At 40.7% G+C, this 20,030-nt stretch carries 22 protein-coding genes and 1 other annotated feature; of the genes, 18 read left to right on the top strand and 4 right to left on the bottom strand.

Annotated features, from left to right (window positions below; translation table 11 throughout):
- Positions 1-123 precede the first annotated feature (123 nt).
- The 4 genes from mreC to minD all read left to right on the top strand — a co-directional run bounded on the left by mreC (position 124) and on the right by minD (position 3,117).
- Positions 124-996 carry a rod shape-determining protein MreC gene (gene mreC / locus ACQKMR_RS16635; RefSeq protein ID WP_427698288.1) on the top strand — a complete coding sequence of 291 codons (873 nt, stop codon included), beginning with the start codon at positions 124-126 and terminating at the stop codon, positions 994-996.
- Positions 993-1,511, top strand: a complete 519-nt coding sequence (gene mreD, locus ACQKMR_RS16640) for a rod shape-determining protein MreD (RefSeq protein ID WP_427698289.1) — start codon at positions 993-995, stop codon at positions 1,509-1,511. The genes mreC and mreD overlap by 4 nt, the downstream gene beginning before the upstream one ends.
- Positions 1,512-1,627: 116 nt before the next feature.
- Complete coding sequence (minC, locus tag ACQKMR_RS16645) at positions 1,628-2,311, top strand: septum site-determining protein MinC (protein WP_427698290.1); 684 nt, start codon at positions 1,628-1,630, stop codon at positions 2,309-2,311.
- A 2-nt stretch (positions 2,312-2,313) separates the two neighbouring features.
- Complete coding sequence (gene minD / locus ACQKMR_RS16650; protein ID WP_427698291.1) at positions 2,314-3,117, top strand: septum site-determining protein MinD; 804 nt, start codon at positions 2,314-2,316, stop codon at positions 3,115-3,117.
- Positions 3,118-3,281: 164 nt separating this feature from the next.
- On the opposite strand, the gene ACQKMR_RS16655 is transcribed toward minD, so the two are convergent.
- Positions 3,282-3,725, bottom strand: a complete 444-nt coding sequence (locus ACQKMR_RS16655; protein WP_034308861.1) for a S1 domain-containing RNA-binding protein — start codon at positions 3,723-3,725, stop codon at positions 3,282-3,284.
- Positions 3,726-4,005: 280 nt separating this feature from the next.
- Between ACQKMR_RS16655 and ACQKMR_RS16660 the strand changes: the two genes are divergently transcribed.
- The 10 genes from ACQKMR_RS16660 (at position 4,006) to pheA (ending at position 12,173) form a co-directional block, all read left to right on the top strand.
- A complete protein-coding gene (locus ACQKMR_RS16660; RefSeq protein WP_427698292.1) occupies positions 4,006-4,755 on the top strand; it encodes a peptidoglycan DD-metalloendopeptidase family protein in 750 nt (249 codons plus the stop codon).
- The gene (locus ACQKMR_RS16665) at positions 4,748-5,614 is read left to right on the top strand and encodes a M50 family metallopeptidase (RefSeq protein WP_427698293.1); all 867 of its coding nucleotides are present in this window, start codon (positions 4,748-4,750) and stop codon (positions 5,612-5,614) included. Before ACQKMR_RS16660 ends, ACQKMR_RS16665 begins: the two co-directional genes overlap by 8 nt.
- Before the next feature lie 41 nt (positions 5,615-5,655).
- Positions 5,656-7,125 carry an Rne/Rng family ribonuclease gene (locus ACQKMR_RS16670; protein WP_427698294.1) on the top strand — a complete coding sequence of 490 codons (1,470 nt, stop codon included), beginning with the start codon at positions 5,656-5,658 and terminating at the stop codon, positions 7,123-7,125.
- 75 nt (positions 7,126-7,200) lie between these two features.
- Positions 7,201-7,284: a sequence feature (ribosomal protein L21 leader region), on the top strand.
- Between the two features lie 13 nt (positions 7,285-7,297).
- Positions 7,298-7,606, top strand: coding sequence for a 50S ribosomal protein L21 (gene rplU, locus ACQKMR_RS16675; protein ID WP_034308849.1), 309 nt, complete (start codon positions 7,298-7,300; stop codon positions 7,604-7,606).
- Positions 7,607-7,619: 13 nt separating this feature from the next.
- Entirely contained in the window at positions 7,620-7,952 is a 333-nt protein-coding gene (locus ACQKMR_RS16680) for a ribosomal-processing cysteine protease Prp (RefSeq protein WP_053347153.1), read from the top strand.
- A gap of 12 nt (positions 7,953-7,964) precedes the next feature.
- A complete protein-coding gene (gene rpmA / locus ACQKMR_RS16685; protein ID WP_061143474.1) occupies positions 7,965-8,255 on the top strand; it encodes a 50S ribosomal protein L27 in 291 nt (96 codons plus the stop codon).
- A gap of 543 nt (positions 8,256-8,798) precedes the next feature.
- Entirely contained in the window at positions 8,799-9,338 is a 540-nt protein-coding gene (locus ACQKMR_RS16690) for a Spo0B domain-containing protein (RefSeq protein WP_427698295.1), read from the top strand.
- A gap of 48 nt (positions 9,339-9,386) precedes the next feature.
- Positions 9,387-10,676, top strand: a complete 1,290-nt coding sequence (gene obgE / locus ACQKMR_RS16695) for a GTPase ObgE (RefSeq protein ID WP_427698296.1) — start codon at positions 9,387-9,389, stop codon at positions 10,674-10,676.
- 40 nt (positions 10,677-10,716) lie between these two features.
- Positions 10,717-11,166: an ACT domain-containing protein gene (locus ACQKMR_RS16700; protein ID WP_098370079.1), complete on the top strand. Its 450-nt coding sequence runs from the start codon at positions 10,717-10,719 to the stop codon at positions 11,164-11,166.
- 131 nt (positions 11,167-11,297) lie between these two features.
- On the top strand, positions 11,298-12,173 hold the full coding sequence (pheA, locus tag ACQKMR_RS16705; RefSeq protein WP_427698297.1) for a prephenate dehydratase: 876 nt from the start codon (positions 11,298-11,300) through the stop codon (positions 12,171-12,173).
- A gap of 298 nt (positions 12,174-12,471) precedes the next feature.
- Here pheA and ACQKMR_RS16710 read toward each other — a convergent pair whose 3' ends face one another.
- Together ACQKMR_RS16710 and ACQKMR_RS16715 are read right to left on the bottom strand one after the other, a co-directional pair.
- Entirely contained in the window at positions 12,472-13,005 is a 534-nt protein-coding gene (locus ACQKMR_RS16710; protein WP_427698338.1) for a transcription repressor NadR, read from the bottom strand.
- Positions 13,006-13,051: 46 nt separating this feature from the next.
- Positions 13,052-14,179, bottom strand: a complete 1,128-nt coding sequence (locus ACQKMR_RS16715; RefSeq protein WP_427698298.1) for an IscS subfamily cysteine desulfurase — start codon at positions 14,177-14,179, stop codon at positions 13,052-13,054.
- 103 nt (positions 14,180-14,282) lie between these two features.
- On the opposite strand from ACQKMR_RS16715, the gene nadB reads away from it, so the two are divergent.
- The 3 genes from nadB to nadA are packed head-to-tail and all read left to right on the top strand — an operon-like array spanning position 14,283 to position 17,801.
- Positions 14,283-15,866: an L-aspartate oxidase gene (gene nadB / locus ACQKMR_RS16720; protein WP_427698299.1), complete on the top strand. Its 1,584-nt coding sequence runs from the start codon at positions 14,283-14,285 to the stop codon at positions 15,864-15,866.
- Positions 15,847-16,698 (top strand): carboxylating nicotinate-nucleotide diphosphorylase, encoded by an 852-nt coding sequence (gene nadC / locus ACQKMR_RS16725; RefSeq protein ID WP_427698300.1) that lies wholly within the window; start codon positions 15,847-15,849, stop codon positions 16,696-16,698. Before nadB ends, nadC begins: the two co-directional genes overlap by 20 nt.
- Positions 16,695-17,801, top strand: a complete 1,107-nt coding sequence (nadA, locus tag ACQKMR_RS16730) for a quinolinate synthase NadA (RefSeq protein WP_427698301.1) — start codon at positions 16,695-16,697, stop codon at positions 17,799-17,801. Before nadC ends, nadA begins: the two co-directional genes overlap by 4 nt.
- A 204-nt stretch (positions 17,802-18,005) precedes the next feature.
- On the opposite strand, the gene ACQKMR_RS16735 is transcribed toward nadA, so the two are convergent.
- Positions 18,006-18,206: a hypothetical protein gene (locus tag ACQKMR_RS16735; protein ID WP_427698302.1), complete on the bottom strand. Its 201-nt coding sequence runs from the start codon at positions 18,204-18,206 to the stop codon at positions 18,006-18,008.
- 489 nt (positions 18,207-18,695) lie between these two features.
- Between ACQKMR_RS16735 and safA the strand changes: the two genes are divergently transcribed.
- The coding region (gene safA, locus ACQKMR_RS16740) for a SafA/ExsA family spore coat assembly protein (protein ID WP_427698303.1) at positions 18,696-20,030 on the top strand (1,335 nt) is incomplete at its 3' end.

Raw genomic sequence — 20,030 nt, forward strand, 5'->3', positions numbered from 1 at the left:
AGGTTGCAATTTTGAGCCGGCCTTGCTTTATCTTTAAGCTGTCTGGAAATCTTTGATGGCTAGCTGTTATTAATGTGTTTAATCATTACAATTGAGTAAATTAAAAATAGAGGTGCAATCATCATGCCACAGTTTTTTAATAAAAAACTCCTTCTCTTGCTCGTTAGCATTATCGTTCTCGTGGCATTGATCGGTTTTTCATTAAGAGAGAGAGAAGAGTTAACTTGGCCCGAAAAATTCTTAAAGGATACAACAGGCTGGGTCGGAAATGTTTTTAATAAGCCTGTATCGGGTATAACGGGATTTGTAGGTGACTTAAAAGACCTTCAAGATACATACGATGAAAACAAAAAGTTGAAAGCTCGTTTGGATGAATATGTTTTATTGAAAACGCAGGTGCAAGACTTAAAAGAGGAAAATGAAGAACTTCGTGATAATCTCAAAAAAGAAGACGATCTGAGGAAGTATTCGCCAATTCAGGCAACGGTTATAGGCCGCAATCCTGAACGCTGGCACGAAATGCTTACGATTAATAAAGGAAAGCGTAATGGAGTAGAAAAAAATATGGCTGTCATTACATCCACTGGTTTAGTTGGTAAGGTAAAAGTAGCTACTGAGTTCACTGCTTCTGTTCAACTTTTAAGCTCAATCGACAAAGCTAACCGCGTCTCTGCAATCATTCAAGGCAAAGATAAAGCATTTGGTTTGATTGAAGGGTTCGATGATGAAAAGAATCTTTTATTAATGAAACGGATTCCTTATGATAAAAAGATCAAGAAAAATTCATTGGTCATTACTTCTGGTTATGGGGGGATCTTCCCGAAAGGTCTGCCAATCGGAAAAGTTGTCGATGTTAAAGTGGATCAATATGGATTGAACCAAACCGCGTATATTGAACCTTCAACGGATTTTTATGATATTAATAATGTTATGGTCGTCAAACGTGAAGTTGGCGGCGTAGAAGATGAGAGTGATGGGGAGGATGAAGTTAAGTGAAACATTTCATCCTTTCTTTTATAGCCTTGCTTTTTTTTGTTTTTGAAAGCATCTTTGCCCAGTTATTTGCAAGTGATGTATTTGGTGCTGATAAAATCCTGGTTCCTCGGTTTATTATGATTTTTGTTTTTTTCCTGACAATGTACGGATCTAGAAAAATAGGGATGCTTTATGGAGCAATTCTTGGGTTAACATATGATGCCGTATATACAGAAATTTTAGGGGTTTACATGTTCCTTATCCCTTTTCTTGCGTATTTGATTTCAAAATGCATGAAAATCTTGCAAAATAATATACTTATTTCCTGCCTTGTGGCTCTCTTGTTTACGGCAGTTTTAGAGGTCGTTATTTTTCAAATGAATACCATCTTATCTTTTGCAGATATGGGATTTGCGGAATTTATGGAACGGAGATTCGTTCCGACATTATTATTGAACCTCGTATTTATTATTATTAGTTGCTATCCTTTAAAAAGAATTATCGAAAAGCTTGATTTGCAAGGAGAATTAGAATAACGTTTCTGTGTTCTAATATTATGGTTAAAAATGTATTTTCACTTTTCCATGTAAGTAGAAAAAGGAAATTTGTTTTCCTGTGTCGAATTATATTTCATTGAGGTGAAACAAACGTCATGAATAAAAGAATTCAGCAAAATGTTATGATTAAGGGAACAAAAGACGGGTTTATGCTTCATCTCGATGATTCTTGCTCATTTTCCGAATTATTGAAAGAGTTAGAAGCGAAGCTTTCGGCAAACTATCAGTTTCAAGAAAATGACCCGTCTATTTTCGTAAAAGTACATACAGGGAACCGCTATCTAGATGATAAACAAGTGGAAAAGATTAAAGAGGTTATCCATAAAAAAAAGAAACTTTTCGTTGACGAAATGCTTTCGAATGTCCTGACAAAGGATGAAGCAAAACGCTGGAAAGATGAAAACCAAGTGACAACTGTGACCAAGGTGATAAGATCGGGACAGGTGTTTGAAGTTCCTGGTGATCTACTGCTAATTGGAGATGTTAATCCGGACGGAACGGTTCGTGCGGGTGGTAACATATATATTATGGGACAGTTAAAAGGAATAGCCCATGCCGGATATAAGGGGAATAATGAGGCTATTATAGCAGCCTCTGTTATGAAACCCGCTCAGTTGCGTATTGCTGGACAAGTGAATTTATCTCCTGACCAATATACGAAATGGGGGCATGATTTGGAATGTGCCTTCATGGACGAAGAAGAAAATATAATAATAGAAAAGCTGCAAGTTTTAAAGAAATATAGACCTAATTTAAATAGATTAGAAGGGGGTCTCTAATCGTGGGAGAGGCAATAGTTATAACATCTGGTAAAGGTGGTGTCGGAAAAACAACCACCTCCGCCAACTTAGGTACATCGTTAGCTCTTCTAGGTAAAAAGGTTTGTTTGATTGATACGGATATTGGTCTTCGGAACTTAGATGTGATTATGGGATTGGAAAATCGAATCATCTACGATTTGGTCGATGTGGTCGAAGGGCGCTGCAAAATACATCAAGCGCTTATTAAAGATAAACATTTCGAGGATCTGCTTTATTTGCTTCCAGCTCCACAAAATAGTGATAAATCAGCGGTAAACGAAGAGCAAATGAGGAAACTCATAAGTGATATGAAACCTGACTATGATTATATCATTATTGACTGTCCTGCAGGTATTGAGCAGGGCTTTAGGAATGCCATAGCTGGTGCTGACAAAGCAATTATCGTGACGACTGCCGAAAGACCCGCTGTTAGGGATGCGGACCGTATTATTGGTCTGCTCGAAAAAGAAGAGCAGATTGAACCGCCTCAATTGATTATCAACCGGATACGCGGTCATTTACTTCATGAAGATGAGGAAATGGATATCGATGGAGTAACCGATTTTCTTAAAATTGATTTAATCGGCGTCATTCCTGATGATGACCAGGTCATTGTGGCAGCTAATAAAAAGGAACCTATTGCCTATAATCCGGACAACAGAGTCTCGCTTGCCTATAGGAACATTGCCCGAAGGATTCTTGGTGAATCTGTGCCCTTGACTCCGATTGGCGCCGAACAAAAAGGTTTCATCTCAAAATTGAAAAAATTCTTTAGCGTGCGGTAAATTTGAATTAATAATTATAAAGCGAGTGCATTCAATGCTCTCGCTTTTTCTTTTATCCCATCGCGGCTATAAGGATAGAGAGTTTGAGTTATATAAAAAAGGCAAGCCATCTATCTTGGCTTGCCTTTTTTATATGTTGATTAAGTATTAATAAATGCGACAGGTTATCCGCGTCTTCCGCCTCTACCGCCACGTTTAGATTCGGTGCTACGTTTAAGAGTAGATAAATTTTCTTCACTAGTCTTTAAGAAGCGAACCATTTTATCTTCGAAATTTTCCTTTGGTTGGAAATTACCTTTTGAACGAAAGTCTTTAGAACGGCTATCCCCTTGGCGTGGTGGGCGTTTGGTATAAGAAGAGGTTTGCCCTTCGGGTCTATCTATAGCCTTTTTGATGGACAAGGCAGTTTTTCCGTCTTTCTCACTAATCACTTTTACTTCAATTTGGTCGCCTACTTTAAGATGGTCATTAACGTCTTTTACATAGCTATCCGCTACCTCACTGATATGCACAAGACCTGTTGAGCCTCCTGGTAATTCTACGAATGCTCCAAAATTAGTGATACCAGTTACTTTACCTTGTACTTTGCTGCCTATTTCGATTGACATAAAAAAATGTTCCCCCTCAATAATGTTAAAACAACTTCATTATAACAAATTAAGAAGGAAAATATCAATTGGATTTTTTTCTCAATGATTTCATTTTCTTAACCAAAGCCTAAAATACGTCAAAACTCATAGTTTTCAATTAAATTTTTGTTCCAAAATTTATTTTAGAATGCAAAATTCAGAGGTGTTCAGAAAGAAAATCTTTTCTCCGTCATAGTCTGGACAAGTTGCTCATACGTTGTAATATAGCGCTTTGACATGAGCAGGGGGTAGATTTGGAATGGATGATCGCAGGAAAGATATCCGCAATCGTATCGCCAAGAGACGGAAGTTTAATGATAAACCAGCAGGAAATGGTAGTTGGACGGAGATCAATAATGAGGAACCGTATGGTTTTGATTCATTTAACGGGTATTCCGAGAAAGATCATCCGCTCTTCAAGAAAGAATATTTCTTTTTTAAAATCTTGGTCAGCGTATGTCTGTTTCTCATTATTGCGGTGATGTTTAAGCATCCTTCAGCGCGTCTGGATTCTGCCAGGAGTTTTGTCACGGAAAACATGAACCAGGAGTTTCAGTTTGCTTCGATTTCCAATTGGTATGAAAGTGCTTTTGGTAAGCCTATCGCTTTTTTACCGACTAAATCTGGGACAGAAACAGTCGATTCGGGCGAAGGCTATGCGATGCCTGCCTCTGCGAAGATTACCCAAACCTTTGAGACAAACGGCGAGGGTATCATTTTGGAAACAAGCAAAGGGTCTAAGGTTGAATCGATCAATGAAGGGGTGGTCATTTTTGCCGGTGAGAAGGAGGGGATTGGAAAGACGGTTGTTATTCAGCATGCTAACAAAAGTGAATCCTGGTATGGGCAACTAGAAAAGATTGATGTGAAACTTTATGAGTTTGTTAATAAAGGGAGCGAAGTCGGACAGGTTACAGTAAGTGAAGACGGCTCCAAGGGCAGGTTTTATTTAGCAATAAAAGAAAATGACGCCTTCATCGATCCTAAAAAGGTGATATCCTTTGAGTGAGTATGGAAAATTACTATTTAAAATCAGAGTACATCCGACACTGTGGTTCGTCATTGGAATCGCCATCCTTACGGCCCATTTCGTTGAAGTGATGATGTTGTTACTCATCGTTTTTATTCATGAGATGGGGCATGCAACCTGTGCTCAGCACTTTAAATGGCGGATTAAGTCAATCCATCTGCTTCCTTTTGGAGGGGCGGTTGAGACTGAGGAGTATGGAAATAAAAGCTTGAAGGAGGATTTGGCCGTCGTGCTTGCTGGTCCGCTTCAACATGTTTGGCTCATCGGAGCGGCTTTTTTGCTCTATTCCTTTTCCTTTATTTCCTATGAGCTGTATCAGCCTTTTTTGTATATGAATCTTATGTTGTTGTTTTTTAATTTGCTACCAATTTGGCCTTTGGATGGAGGTAGGCTTTTATTCATTGGTGTATCTCTTTACTGCACCTTTCTTGAAGCACAGAAATATACGCTCTATTTTTCTGCCGCTTTCGCACTCCTAGCTTTTTTAACTTGGCTCATTCTTGAACCACTTAACTTGAATATCTGGCTGATTATCTCCTTTATTAGTCTGTCACTCGTCATGGAATGGCGGCAGCGGTATTACGCTTTTATCCGCTTTCTTTTACAGCGCCATTACGGCCATACAAACGATTTGGCGAAACTAAAGCCGATTATGGTGGATTCACAAGAACCGATTTATAAAGTGCTGGAAATGTTTCAACGCGGCTGTAAGCACCCCGTTATCATCATGAAAAACGGCAAAGAGAGTGGTTCGTTGGATGAAACGGAAATCCTTCATGCCTATTTTTCAGAGAAAATGACAAACGGGAAAATAGGTGACCTATTATATTCTTATTAAATATGATATCCTTTCTTCAAATTGAGGAGAGGATTTTTTTAATGAAAAAGATGATCGCTAACCTATCTTCGCGTGAAAAAAGAGTGGCTGTGCTGGAGAATGATGTGCTACGTAAAATTGAAATCATGCCGCCTCACCAATGCAGTACGGTCGGTAATATTTATCTTGGGAAAGTAACAAAGGTATTGCCGGGTATGGATGCAGTCTTTATTGATTATGGAGCAGACAAGAATGGCTTTTTGCATCGTGACGAAATTCCGTCTTTCCAACTGACAAAACGAGACGGAAAAGCGGCAATTGGTCAATACGTCCGCCAAGGAGAAAAGCTGCTAGTTCAGGTGACCAGGGATGAAACAGGTACAAAAGGAGCAAAATTGACAGGGTTGATTGAGTTTTCAACAGATTCCCTCGTTTACATACATGGTATAGATTATGTTGGCGTATCTAAGAAATTCAAAAACGAGCACTTACAAAAACAATGGCGGGATACGGCTGTGCAGTTTAAACAGCCTAATGAGGGATTGATTGTCCGCACCTCGATGGAGAATGAAAGCGAAACAATTTTTTTGAACAGGTTATCTTCATTGCGTCAGCTCTATAAAGATCTTGAATTGAAGGCAGCCTCTCTAAAGGCTCCATCTCTCCTCTATGAGAGAGATAATTTCTTAGAGATGATTATCTCTGAAATGTCGAGAACGGGTTCGGGGGAACTTGCTATCGATGATTTCGAGGCATATCAAGAGTTGAAAAAATGGATACAGGAAAACGGTAAGGAATGGATAATATCCTATGAAACGGGTCCGAAAAACATTTTTTCTGAACGGAATGTGGATGGGCAAGTTGAGAAAGTGATGAAGAAAATAGTCTGGCTCGATAACGGAGGCTATTTAATATTTGAAGAAACGGAAGCATTCACCGTAATCGACGTCAATTCGGGTAAGTTCACTGGTAAAGTGGAAAAGGAAGCAACGCTGTTTGCAGTAAATCAGGCGGCAGCGAAAGAAGTTGCCCGTCAACTAAGATTGAGAAATATTAGCGGGATTATCCTAATAGATTTCATCAATATGGAGAAACCACAGCATAAGCTTGAAATTATCGACATTGTCAAAAAGGAAGTAGCGAGGGATGAGATGCGCGTTCAGGTTATTGGCTTTACAGAACTAGGCATCTTACAAGTGACGAGAAAGAGAACCTCACCGTCACTTAGTGAAATATTGACGATACCTTGTTCTGTATGCAGCGGAAGCGGGAAAGTTGAGAGTGCTGAAACAGTGGCCTTCCGGTTGGAGCGAGAATTGCTGGAGCATCGCAAAGCGGATGATGAAGCTGTCTGGGTGGAAGTAAGTAAAGCAGTGGCAGACGTGTTGTTAGGTGAAAAGGAATCATACAGGCCGACATTGGAAGAATTGATTTCTAAAAAGTTATTTCTTTCATTTGTCTCCGGTTCTATAAATACGTATTCTATTAAGCGCTTCGGTAGCATTCAGGAAATCGAGCAAGCCTTCGAGTGATGGACGAGAATTCTTACAAATATATTGACAGTTCTTCCGGTTTTATGTTAGGATTTTAATGTTATGTTTGTAGCACCCGTGCTACAACCGCTCAACAACAGGTCTTAAGCTTTTGTCTTTTTGACAGGACGCCTGTGATTGGCGAGTCTGAGACATTTAAGGAGGTGCAAGTATGTACGCAATTATCGAAACTGGCGGTAAACAAATTAAAGTAGCAGCTGGCGAAGCGGTTTACATTGAAAAATTAAACGCAGAAGCAGGCGAAACTGTTACATTTGACAAAGTTTTATTCGTAGGTGGCGAAGACGTGAAAGTCGGTGCTCCACTAGTGGAAGGCGCTACTGTAACAGGTACTGTCGAGAAACAAGGTAAGCAAAAGAAAATCACTGTTTTCAAATACAAAGCGAAGAAAAACAATCGTAAAAAACAAGGTCATCGTCAACCATACACAAAAGTTGTTATCGAAGCAATCAACGCGTAAGGGCTGATTCTAGATGATTAAAGTTGTCTTTGATGCTCCGCAGGAACGGATTACTTCGTTCACCTTAAGCGGACATGCTAATTTTGCTAAAAAAGGTTCAGATATCGTTTGTGCAGGTGTATCGGCTGTTTCCTTCGGGTCAGTCAATGCGATTATGTCCTTAACGGATGTAGAACCTGAGATTGAGCAAGGGAGAGAAGGCGGCTATCTTCGCTGCGTCATTCCGGGGAATCTTTCACCGGAATCCGAAGAAAAGGTGCAGCTGCTCTTGAACAGTATGCTCATATCGCTGCAAACTATCGAACGTGATTATGGTAAATACATGAAAATTATCCTCAACCAATAGGAGGTGGAACAAATGTTAAGATTAAATCTTCAGTTCTTCGCTTCGAAAAAAGGAGTAGGTTCTACAAAGAACGGACGTGACTCAATCTCTAAGCGTCTTGGCGCTAAACGTGCAGATGGTCAATTCGTTTCTGGTGGTTCTATCCTTTACCGTCAACGCGGAACAAAAATCTATCCAGGTGAGAACGTAGGCCGTGGTGGAGACGATACTCTATACGCTAAAGTAGACGGTGTTGTTAAATTCGAACGTTTCGGACGTGACCGTAAAAAAGTAAGCGTATATCCAGTTGCACAAGAAGCATAATTGGCATCTTTGAACAGAGGCTGACTCAAAAGGGTCTGATTCCTTCTACAAGACACTATATATCGCGTCATTTTTAATAATGGTATGCTATATAGTGAAGAAGGGGTCCGGCCCTTTATTTATACTATGGGAACGATAAATAACCAGCGTTTTGCAGGAGACTTTAGTCATTAGTATAAGAAAAACAACCTCTGACTTACAAAAGGCTCGCCAATAGGCGGGCTTTCTTACCTTTCAGGGGGAAATCTAAGATTACTTTATCCATCATATTTGGTTAGGCCAAATAGACAGTCCAATTCAACTATAATATCTCCAATTGGTGCATAAATAAGGCCCATTCTCTTTATAAGTTCAAATGGCTCTACCATCGTCCAAAGAACTCAGGGTGTGTGGCTGTATTTTTTGGACGGGGGCTTTCATGTGAAGGCATGTGAATCGAGCTTCATTTCCTGTTTGTTGTTTTTTTGATATACTGTACAAATGGAAGTATTCAACATGATAGAGCTGAAAAAAGTTTCTTTATCATAATTGAAGGTGTTAATAATGGATAAAAATTGGACGACTATTGAAACTCTACGTCAAACCAGGCATGATTGGCTGAATAGAATTCAAATTATAAAAGGGAATCTGGAGTTAAACAGAATTGATCGTGTCAAAGGCATTATTGATGAAATCATTATTGAAACCCAGAATGAAGCACGCCTTTCCAGTTTGAATTTGCCAAAGTTCAGCGAGATGTTGTTGACGTCGAATTGGAATAACGGGTCATTTTATTGCGAATATGAAATTATTGATGTTTTTGAAGGCTCTACTGAGCTGGACGAGCTGATGTATCGTTGGACGAATGATTACTTTAAAGTTTTGGAAAAGAATCTAGACCCATTCATTGAAAATATACTAGCTGTTTCTATGTGTAAAAAAGAGGTAAGCGATATGCGTTGTTCATTTCATTTGCAAGGCAGATTTATCAATCAAGCCGCTGTGGTGGGATTTTTAGAAAAGTCGTTAACTGCAGAGCAATCAATTGATATTTGCGAATGTAATGAAGATGAATTATTTTTTAAGATGGATATTAAGTTTTAGAGAAGTATACAGCAAGAAATGACTTGCAGAAAACAAGGAAGTGATAGCATGTTTGTCGATCAAACGAAAGTCTATATAAAAGGCGGAGACGGTGGTAACGGGATAGTTGCTTATCGTCGTGAGAAATTCATACCAAAGGGCGGACCTGCCGGCGGAGACGGTGGTAATGGAGCGAACGTCGTTTTTGAAGTAGAAGAAGGCCTGCGTACGTTAATGGATTTCCGTTATCAGCGCCACTTTAAGGCACCGCGCGGAGAACATGGCATGTCCAAAAACATGCATGGCGCTGCTGCCAAAGATATGATTATTAAAGTTCCACCAGGCACAGTTGTAATTGATGAAAAAACCAAGGAAGTTATTGCTGATTTAGTAGAACACGGACAGCGTGCCGTTATCGCTAAAGGTGGACGCGGCGGTCGTGGAAACTCTCGTTTTGCGACACCAGCTAATCCTGCTCCAGAAATTGCGGAAAACGGCGAACCAGGCCAAGAGCGCGATATAATTATGGAATTGAAATTATTGGCTGATGTAGGTTTGGTTGGTTTTCCTAGTGTCGGAAAATCCACTTTACTTTCTGTCGTATCTGCAGCTAGACCTAAAATTGCCGAATACCATTTTACAACGATTGTACCAAACCTTGGAATGGTAGAAACGGAAGATCACCGTAGCTTTGTAATGGCTGATTTACCTGGACTGATTGAAGGTGCTTCTGAAGGGGTAGGTCTTGGACATCAATTCTTACGCCATATTGAAAGAACAAGGGTAATTGTTCATGTAATTGATATGTCAGGCCTTGAAGGTAGAGATCCTTATGAAGACTACTTGACAATCAACAAAGAGCTTGAAGAGTATAACCTGCGCTTGACTGAACGTCCGCAAATCATTGTAGCAAGTAAAATGGATATGCCGGATTCAGCAGAAAATTTAGCCGCATTCAAAGAAAAGCTTGAAGAAGACTTCCCGGTCTTCCCGATTTCTGCCGTAACACGTGAAGGGTTACGTGAGCTACTATATGCGATTGCTGATAAAATCGAAGAAACACCTGAGTTCCCTCTTGATCATGAAGAAGAGAATACTGGAATTCACCGTGTTCTTTATAAACATACATCACAGTCAGATGAATTTGATATTGTACGTGAATCGGATGGAAGTTTTGCCGTCTCTGGATTCAAGATCGAGCGTCTATTCAAAATGACTGACTTCACTCGTGAAGAGTCCATCCGTCGTTTCGCTAGACAACTTCGTTCATTCGGAGTCGACGAAGGCCTTCGCCAAGCAGGTGCGGCAAATGGTGATATCGTCCGTATCCTTGAATATGAATTTGAATTCGTTGATTGATTAGATCCCATGATGGCAGGCAAAAGGAGGCGTGCTAAGTTTGAATAAGGCCGATCAGAAATTTTTCCTCGTTCGAGAGGATGTCCTTCCCGAAGCGATGAAAAAAACGCTGGATGCAAAAGAAATGATTGAACGGGGAAAAGCAGAATCAGTTTGGGAAGCTGTAAAGCGAGTGGACTTAAGTAGAAGTGCCTTTTACAAATACCGTGACACGGTTTTTCCGTTTCATACAGTTGTTAAAGAAAAGCTGATTACCCTGTTCTTCTATCTCGAAGATCGTTCTGGTACTCTATCGGAGCTCTTACGGCTCGTCGCCTCATCAGGTTGCAACATCATGACCATCCACCAAACGATTCCCTTGCAGGGACGAGCCAATGTTACTCTATCTCTAAACACGGGTGGGATGACGATGGATATTGATGATCTGCTTACAAAACTGCGTAAAATGGAGTTCGTCGAAAAAGTCGAAATAATTGGGAACGGCGCATGAAAAACAGCCTGTACATTTCACATGTACAGGCTGTTTTTTTTATCATGGGACATTTGTCGATTAACTATTGTAAAAAATCAGAAAATGACATAACATAAATAGTAGATTTTCCGTGAAAAGGGGATTATAATATGACATCAAAAATAGCATTTCTTGGACCGAAAGCAACGTTCACGGATTTAGCTGTATCGCGACTATTTCCTAATGATATAAAAATACCATTGAACACGATTCCAGATTGCCTTGATGCTGTCCGTGACGGGGAAGTGAATCACGCCCTCGTCCCAATCGAAAATGCTTTGGAGGGTTCGGTAAATATTACGATGGATTACTTAGTCCATGAAGTGACATTACCGATTAAAGGGGAAGTAACGATTCCGATTCAACAACATTATATGGTGCATCCGGATCATGCATATCCTGGTTTTAAACCGGATATGGTTTATTCGCATTCACATGCCATCGCACAATGTCGCAAATTTCTACATAAAGAACTAAGGGGCATACCGTATGAATATGTCACGTCCACTGCGGCAGCTGCGAAAATGGTGATGGATAATTCTGATATCAATATTGCTGCCATTGCAAATGACATGGCTGCGGCGGAGTATGGTTTGACGATTGTAAAACAAAATATTCATGATTATGAACATAATCATACAAAATTTATCGTCGTATCTAATAGCGAAGTCAATTTTGAAGGGCATTTGACAACTGAAGGCGATAAGAAAACGACGCTTATGGTTCAGCTTCCTGCCGATCATTCAGGGCAGCTGCACCAAGTCCTTTCTGCTTTCTCTTGGAGGAAACTTAACCTTTCTAAGATTGAATCACGTCCAATGAAAACAGGATTAGGCAATTACTTTTTCATTATCGACGTCGGAATGGCTCTTGACGATGTTCTCATCCCTGGTGCGATTTCTGAGCTTGAGGCTCTTGGATGTACCGTTTCAATCATGGGCAGCTATCCATGCTTTAAAGTCCTAAATGGTGTACCGCAAAGATGATTTCTTATGAATATAAAGGATTAAGGTTTCCTTTCCTCAAAGTCTGACCCAGATGCGGAATTGAACCGTTTAGGCTCACAAGGTTAGAAGATTGTAACCTCGTTTTCCCAAGAGGAAAAAGGTACAATATTCGCAGTGCATTGATGAGGGAAATACTTAATAAGAAAAGTGCCCCAGAAGTCTACTCAGGGGCATTTTTTTGTGCAAATTTATACACTGGAAGCCCATCAAATTTAAGTAAGTTTTTTTCAAAAAAACATCCTCAAAAGGCATAACTTTTGAGGATGTTTTCGTTTATTCAATCAACTAAAATGCCGGCATTTTTCAAGGCGTTCTCGGCTTCGTCAAGTAGTTCTTCAGAAGACGCGCTAAGTGTATGGAGATGAATACCGCTTGTTAGTTCTGATAAAAAAGAAGCATTTGTTGCGGTTACTTTAGTAAGGAATTGCTGAACTTCTTTACGATTGCTGACCATAATGGAAGCAGTCAGGTCACCATAAACCGGGTGCTCAATTTTGACATCTTTCACCGTAATGCCAATATCGACGAGTAAAAATAACTCTTCTTGAGCACGAGAAGGATCGTGCTGGCAAGCAATGGTCCGCTCTGGCTTTTGAGTGTTGCCTGTTTGTAAATACATATAGCCTTGGCTAGTAGCGATGATAGGTTCATTTCGCGCTTTCAAGAGCGTGATGTCACCGACGATAACCTGCCGGCTTACATTCGTTATTTGTGAAAGCTCGCCACCGGTTACTGGCTGCCCGGTTGTTTGCAATATATGTAAGAGTTTCGTCCGTCTTTCTTCCCCAAGTAATTTCTTTTTTTCCATAATAATTCACCTCGTTATATACAAACAGTTTACCACAGAATAGAGAATCTTATCGAATCGTACCTATTCCTGCCAGGCAGTCTGCTAAGCTGCGAATATCGTCCACTGTCGTGTTTTTTCCAAAAGAAAGCCGGACGAATTGACGGGCTTCTTCTTCACTTTTTCCAATGGCCATCATTGTTTTTGACGGATTTTGTTTGCCGATTTGGCAAGCGCTTCCCGTGGATACCGCAAAGCCCTGCTGATTTAATTCGAGCATGATGTACTGTCCTTGCAATCCGGAAAATGTCAACGCCAGAATGTGAGGCAATTGCTGGTTTGTCGCTTCGATAACTTGAAAATCAATCTTTTTTTCCTCGAGAAGCCGAATCAATTGAAGCCGAATCTGAAAAATTCGGTTTCGTTCATCTTCCATGATTTTCTCTAATTTTTTTGCAGCCGTAACAAAGGAAGCTATACCGGGAACATTGACAGTCCCTGCACGAAAACCATGTTCATGAGTGATATTTGATATAGGGGGCTTTAGATGATGGATGCCCGTGAAAATGACGGCCCCAATGCCTTTTGGGCCATAAACTTTATGGCTCGAAATAGCAAGACCATCACATACGGCAGATATCTCCTCAAGCGGCAATTTAGCAAATGATTGTACACAATCTACATGTAAAAAGGCATCATGTTCGCGAACGATTTTACTTATTTGTTCGATAGGTTGAATGACTCCGATTTCTGAATTTACATGTTGGACAATCACCAAGCAAGTACGCTCTGAAAGACAATCTTGTAGATGTTCGATGTCAATACGACCATCTTTCGAATGACGTAAATACGTAACATCGAAGCCGTTATTTGCAAGTTTGCTGACATAATTGGCTATGGATGCATGTTCAGTTTGACTTACAATTAGGTGATTCTGCCAGGCAGGCTTTGAGGCGATGAATGTATCTATTGCGATCATGTTGCTTTCGGAACCGCCGCTCGTAAAGACGACCGCTTCCTTTTTTATGTCTAGTATTTCCGCTAATTGCTGTCGTGACATATCCAATAAACGTGCCGCATCTGATCCGATATCATGCAAACTGCTCGCATTGCCAAAGAACCTCCGAGATGCTTCAACAAAGACATCAAGTGCTTCATTATCCATCGGTGTCGAGGCCGCATAATCTAAATAAATCAAAAAATCACTTCCATCCTCTAAACTTAAAAAACTCTTGATAATAGTTTAATAATATGTAAATATAGTTGTCAAGACACCTGTCATAAACAGGAGGAATGAAATAATGGAAAGAACGGAAGTCATAGTGATAGGAAGCGGAATAGCTGCCTTGAAAACTGCATTAGAAGTTAGCAAACATAAGCATGTGATACTCATCACAAAATCAAAGATACGTCACAGTAATTCCTATTTAGCGCAAGGCGGCATTGCTGTAGCAATATCTGAACAGGACGAGGTATCTTTACATAAGAAAGATACGTTGGCGGCTGGTCAGAAATATAACGAATTACATGCAGTCGAAAAATTAGTAGAAGAGGCCCCTTTGGTGATATCTGAACTCATCCATTCCGGTATGCAATTCGACCGCGATCAAGATGGCGGACTTTTGCTGGGCATGGAGGGTGCGCACAGCCGAAGAAGAATCATTCATAGTCATGGAGATGCTACAGGTAAGTACATCATGGAGCATCTAATAGATGACTTGAAAAAATCAGCGATACGGGTCTCTGAGGATACTGCGGCGGTGGAATTGATTATAGGAAAAGATGGTTCTTGCATTGGTGTCAAAACGCTGAAGAAGGAAGGCGGATTTGTATCTTACTATGCAGAACAAACTGTCTTGGCAACAGGTGGCTGCGGTTCTCTATACAGATTTACTTCGAATTCACAGACTGTTTCAGGTGATGGAATCGCACTTGCCTTCAAAGCTGGGGCACGAGTGCGTGATATGGAATTTATTCAGTTTCACCCGACTCTTCTTTTTATTAATGGTAAAGCAGAGGGGCTCGTTTCAGAAGCGGTCCGCGGTGAGGGTGCGCAATTAGTGAATGAAATGGGCAAGCCAATCATGGAAGATGTCCACAGGATGAAGGACCTTGCACCAAGACATATTGTGGCACAGACGATTTTTTCTTATTTGCAGCGCGGTGAAAAGGTATTTTTGGATATTTCGATGATTGAGGATTTTAAAAAGCGTTTTCCAACGGTGACTTCATTATGCGAAAAAAGCGGTCTCGACCTTGAATTCGGAAAAATCCCGGTTGCACCTGGAAACCATTTTTTAATGGGTGGAGTTGAAGTGGATCAATGGGGACGAACTTCTGTCGACTCTTTATATGCAGTTGGTGAAGTAGCTTGTACTGGCGTTCATGGAGCAAACCGTTTGGCAAGCAATTCACTTCTAGAAGGGCTTGTTTTTGGAAATACGCTTGGTCATTTGCTTGCCCACATGCCCTCAAGAACCATACCGTTAGAAAAAGAGCATTCCAAATGTTACACCATTTTATCCACAATACCTGATTTGGCTACAGTGCAGGAAATGTTAATGAGCGAAGCAGGAATCGTTCGAGATGAAGCGGGTTTAACTCGCTTAAAGGACTATCTTGAATCTTTTGATATAGAAAAATTGCTGCACATGGAAGTTACTGTATTATCAATAAACGAAATTACAAAAATCAATGCCATACTCGTAGCGTGGCTGATTGCTGAATCCGCTTTGACTAGAACGGAAAGCAGGGGCGGTCATTTTCGAAGTGACTATCCAAGCGAAGATGACTCCTTATGGCTGAAAAACTCTGTTATCCTTGCTTGCACGGATGTGAAAAACCGAGTAAAAGGGAGAAGACTATATGAACACATTGAAGCTTAAGCAGATGCTGCAACAATTTTTGATAGAAGATATAGGTGAATCCGATGTAACGAGTGATACGATTTTTAATCAAGATGAACAGGGTACTTTGACGTTCATTGCAAAAGAAGATGGCGTCTTTAGTGGGAGTGCTGTCATCAACACGGGATTTGCGCTACTGGATTACCGAATACAGGTTGAACTGTTTGTTCAAGATGGGGAAGTGTTTGAAACAGGCCAACAGCTTGCAAGAATAACCGGCAATATGGCTTCGCTTCTAAAAGGGGAAAGGGTGGTTTTGAATTTAGTGCAACGCATGTCCGCTATTGCAACACAGGCGCATAAAGCAACCATGATTTTAGCTGGAACGAAGACAAGAGCCTGTGATACAAGGAAAACTACACCAGGTCTGCGGATGCTTGAAAAATATGCGGTCCGTTCTGGTGGGGCCTTCAATCACCGATATGGCTTGTATGATGCCGTCATGATTAAGGACAACCATATTTCTTTTGCCGGTTCTATCACGAAGGCAGTACAAATGGTCAAAGCTAAGCTGGGACATACCACGAAAGTCGAAGTGGAAACGGAATCAGCGGACCAAGTCCAAGAAGCAGTTGAAGCAGGTGCCGATATTATTATGTTCGATAACCGAAGTCCTGAAGAAATTAAACATCTGATCAAATTGGTGCCTGAACATATCATCACTGAAGCTTCCGGTGGCATTAACTTGACTAATTTATCTTTATATCGGGAAACAGGGGTTGATTATATATCGTTGGGAAGTTTAACGCACAGTGTTAGGGCACTTGATATTAGTGCAAAGGTTGCGGAACGCGAGGGGAAAATTAAATGAACATACTGGAGATGGCCAAAACAGCAGGGAATGTATTACCTGAAACATATAAAGCGATGACAAAGGAGGAAATGGAGAGGCGAGTCCGTAAGATTAAACAGCAACTTGGGAGCCGTTTGTATATTCCAGGTCATCACTATCAACGTGAGGAAGTCATTCAATTTTCGGATGTAACTGGTGATTCACTTCAGCTAGCTCAACTTTCTGCGCAAAATCGTGAAGCGGAGTATATCGTGTTTTGTGGCGTGCATTTTATGGCTGAAACAGCAGATATTTTGACTACAGATGAACAGACAGTTATCCTTCCTGACATGCGTGCAGGCTGTTCGATGGCAGATATGGCGGATATTGACCAAACAGAACGTGCTTGGACAAAGCTGCAGTCCATGTTTGGTGATACGATTATTCCGCTAACATATGTCAATTCAACAGCGGCCATCAAGGCTTTTGTCGGAAAAAACGACGGTGCGACGGTAACATCTTCAAACGCACAGGGAATGGTCTCTTGGGCCCTCTCGCAAAAAGAACGAATTCTTTTCCTTCCGGATCAGCATCTTGGGAGGAATACAGCCTATGACCTTGGAATCCCGTTGAAGCAGATGGCTGTTTGGGACCCCCATAATGATGAATTAATTTATGAAGGGGAGCTGGAAGACTTGAAGGTGCTTCTTTGGAAAGGGCATTGCTCTGTTCATGAAAACTTTACAACAGCGAATATTGAAACGCTTAGGGCTGAGCAACCGGAAATGAATATAATTGTTCATCCAGAATGCCGCCGTGAAGTAGTCGCTTTATCAGACTATAATGGCTCGACATCCTTTATCATTAACATGATTGAAAAAGCAAAATCAGGAAGTTCCTGGGCAATTGGCACGGAAATGAACCTTGTCAAGCGTCTTATCGCAAATAATCCTGACAAAAATATCATCTCTTTAAACCCGAATATGTGTCCATGCCTTACTATGAACCGAATTGATCTGCCACATCTGCTTTGGGCGCTTGAATCAATAGCAGAAGGCAAAATCATTAATCCGATAAAAGTAGAAAAGAAGATAACGGATGACGCCATTCTAGCTTTGAACCGAATGCTTGAACGTGTTTGAATAGATATTTTGTTTTTTCATAGTCTTAAAAACACCTACTGACCATTATGAATAGTATCTTCTGGCATTTGGATAAATACTAAATAGGGGGTTCATCAGAGCCCCCTATTTAGTATCTACAATAATAGAAAAATGGCAATCTTTAAAGAGCACCTAAAGAATACTATAAAGGTATCGCCTTCATTCATGTTCCCGGATTTAAGATCAATATAGTTTCGTATCACCTGACAATAAAATGGACCTACGGAAGCACCTGCCATCCTCCACATAAATGCTACCGTTGCCTGAATCAGTGGAATTCAAACTGCTTAGTAATTCACTCGGATTACCTCCAAGGAGCGCAACAAGAAGGACGATAACTAATTCAACCCCGCCTCCAATTCCAGCTAAACTTTTGCAGCTCATCCCTCTTTTGTCCTCAACGTTTGAGCTACCCTGTCTTCCCTACCATTTCACTATTTTTCCTCCTAGAAAGCAATTTATGTACCTGAAGACACAGCCTTAGGTTTTTTACTTCGTATACCCGAATTTCCTTCACTTTAGACAGTGAAGTCTTTGCAGGACATTTAGATTCATGAAGAATTCCAAATATTAAAAAACCACAGCGATTCCTTTTCTAGGAATTCATGAAGTGGTTTCACATCTAGTTATATTTTTTCTACATCAATCAAAGATAATGCTCCTTGAAAATAGGATACCGCGAAATGAATGATATTCTTTTTTCAGTATGTGAACCGTAATTTTTCTTCTCTTAAAAGTTCTATCCATGTTCCTTATTCAGTGATCCAATCATAAAAGTCATTTTTCATGCATAAGGTTTCATGATAAAAATAATAGCAATTTAACCACTACATCATAGTATATATGGACATATGCACAGGAGGGGTTAACAGCGTGAAAATTCATATAGTCCAAAAAGGCGATACGCTTTGGAAGCTCGCCAAAAAATACGGCGTCAGTTTTGAAGAACTGAAAAAAGTAAACGCGCAATTAAGCAACCCGGATATGATGATGCCGGGAATGAAAATTAAAATACCTGGAACATCTGGGGCTGTAAAAAAAGAAACGATTATACCCAGCACAAATATTCCATCAGGAATGAAAGAAACTCAAATTAAACCGACTCACGTTCAGCACGTGCCAAAGAAAGAGCAGCAAATTATGCCGAAACCGCCTGTGAAAGAAAAGCAGATTATTCAGCAGCCTAAAAAAGAACAGCAAATTGTTCAGCCGAAACCTATTATTAAAGAAAAACAAATAGTCGTTCCAAAAGAAGTACCGGTGCCCGTTCCGATAGTCCCGGAAATCGATATTAATAATTATTATATGGTCAATATGACTAATATGAGTGTGCAAAAGCCCCCAGCGCCACCTCCTTTACCAAAGAAAAAAGAAAAGGCAGTGGTACCAAAAAAGAAAAAGCCAGCCGTTAAGGAGGTTTACCAAGAGCAGCCAGTTGTTCAGGAAATTTGTGAGCCTGTCGAAGAGTGTATTCCCGTAACACCAATCATGCCTGGAAGTGGTTTTTGTATTCAGCCACCCCCTTGGGCTTGTATGCCTATGCAAGGGATGCAAGGAGTCCCTTATCAAGGTGTTCCTGGCTTTCAGCCTGCTCCAGCTATTCAAGGTTATCAAATGATGGAAGAAAGTTCAGACGTAATGGGAGAATCTCCTGACATGCATACAATGGGTCAAGGATATGTCCAAGGAGCAAGTATGAATCCAAATACCCAGCAATTTTATCCATATCAAGCATCAGCACCGGTTCCACACCATTTTTATGGAGGAATGGCGCAACAGTCTCATGTAGCAGGTTCTTATATGCAAGAAGCTTATGAGTCATCTTCTGAATCGCCATCTTCCTACCCTCAGCAATATTTTACACATCATGCGGGTAAAAAAGAAGAAGATTGCGGCTGTAACAAGGGAATAGTTGGATCATACGGACCGGAAGTGAAGGGTCAGTACCATGCCGATCCGGCTGTAAATCCTAATGCACATCACCATCCTGATTATCATCAATATCAAGCAGCTCAGCCACAACAGATGCAACATCAATATGAAGAAGAGTCAGCAGAATCTGGTGACGGTTTTATGGGAATGGGAGGCCATCAAGGAGGTCAACCGGGAATGATGGGAGGCCATCAAGGAGGTCAACCGGGAATGATGGGAGGCCATCAAGGAGGTCAACCGGGAATGATGGGAGGCCATCAAGGAGGTCAACCGGGA

This window comes from Peribacillus sp. NPDC096540 (assembly GCF_050278525.1).
Lineage (GTDB): Bacteria > Bacillota > Bacilli > Bacillales > DSM-1321 > Peribacillus.

Bases quoted from the DNA above. Each gene is read 5' to 3' on its own strand.
- ACQKMR_RS16660 (WP_427698292.1), top strand. From the start codon at position 4,006: ATGGATGATCGCAGGAAAGATATCCGCAATCGTATCGCCAAGAGACGG.
- ACQKMR_RS16680 (WP_053347153.1), top strand. From the start codon at position 7,620: ATGATTAAAGTTGTCTTTGATGCTCCGCAGGAACGGATTACTTCGTTC.
- nadC (WP_427698300.1), top strand. From the start codon at position 15,847: ATGAACACATTGAAGCTTAAGCAGATGCTGCAACAATTTTTGATAGAA.
- rplU (WP_034308849.1), top strand. From the start codon at position 7,298: ATGTACGCAATTATCGAAACTGGCGGTAAACAAATTAAAGTAGCAGCT.
- minC (WP_427698290.1), top strand. From the start codon at position 1,628: ATGAATAAAAGAATTCAGCAAAATGTTATGATTAAGGGAACAAAAGAC.
- nadA (WP_427698301.1), top strand. From the start codon at position 16,695: ATGAACATACTGGAGATGGCCAAAACAGCAGGGAATGTATTACCTGAA.
- pheA (WP_427698297.1), top strand. From the start codon at position 11,298: ATGACATCAAAAATAGCATTTCTTGGACCGAAAGCAACGTTCACGGAT.
- ACQKMR_RS16690 (WP_427698295.1), top strand. From the start codon at position 8,799: ATGGATAAAAATTGGACGACTATTGAAACTCTACGTCAAACCAGGCAT.
- ACQKMR_RS16735 (WP_427698302.1), bottom strand. From the start codon at position 18,206: ATGAGCTGCAAAAGTTTAGCTGGAATTGGAGGCGGGGTTGAATTAGTT.
- ACQKMR_RS16655 (WP_034308861.1), bottom strand. From the start codon at position 3,725: ATGTCAATCGAAATAGGCAGCAAAGTACAAGGTAAAGTAACTGGTATC.
- rpmA (WP_061143474.1), top strand. From the start codon at position 7,965: ATGTTAAGATTAAATCTTCAGTTCTTCGCTTCGAAAAAAGGAGTAGGT.
- nadB (WP_427698299.1), top strand. From the start codon at position 14,283: ATGGAAAGAACGGAAGTCATAGTGATAGGAAGCGGAATAGCTGCCTTG.
- obgE (WP_427698296.1), top strand. From the start codon at position 9,387: ATGTTTGTCGATCAAACGAAAGTCTATATAAAAGGCGGAGACGGTGGT.
- mreC (WP_427698288.1), top strand. From the start codon at position 124: ATGCCACAGTTTTTTAATAAAAAACTCCTTCTCTTGCTCGTTAGCATT.
- ACQKMR_RS16670 (WP_427698294.1), top strand. From the start codon at position 5,656: ATGAAAAAGATGATCGCTAACCTATCTTCGCGTGAAAAAAGAGTGGCT.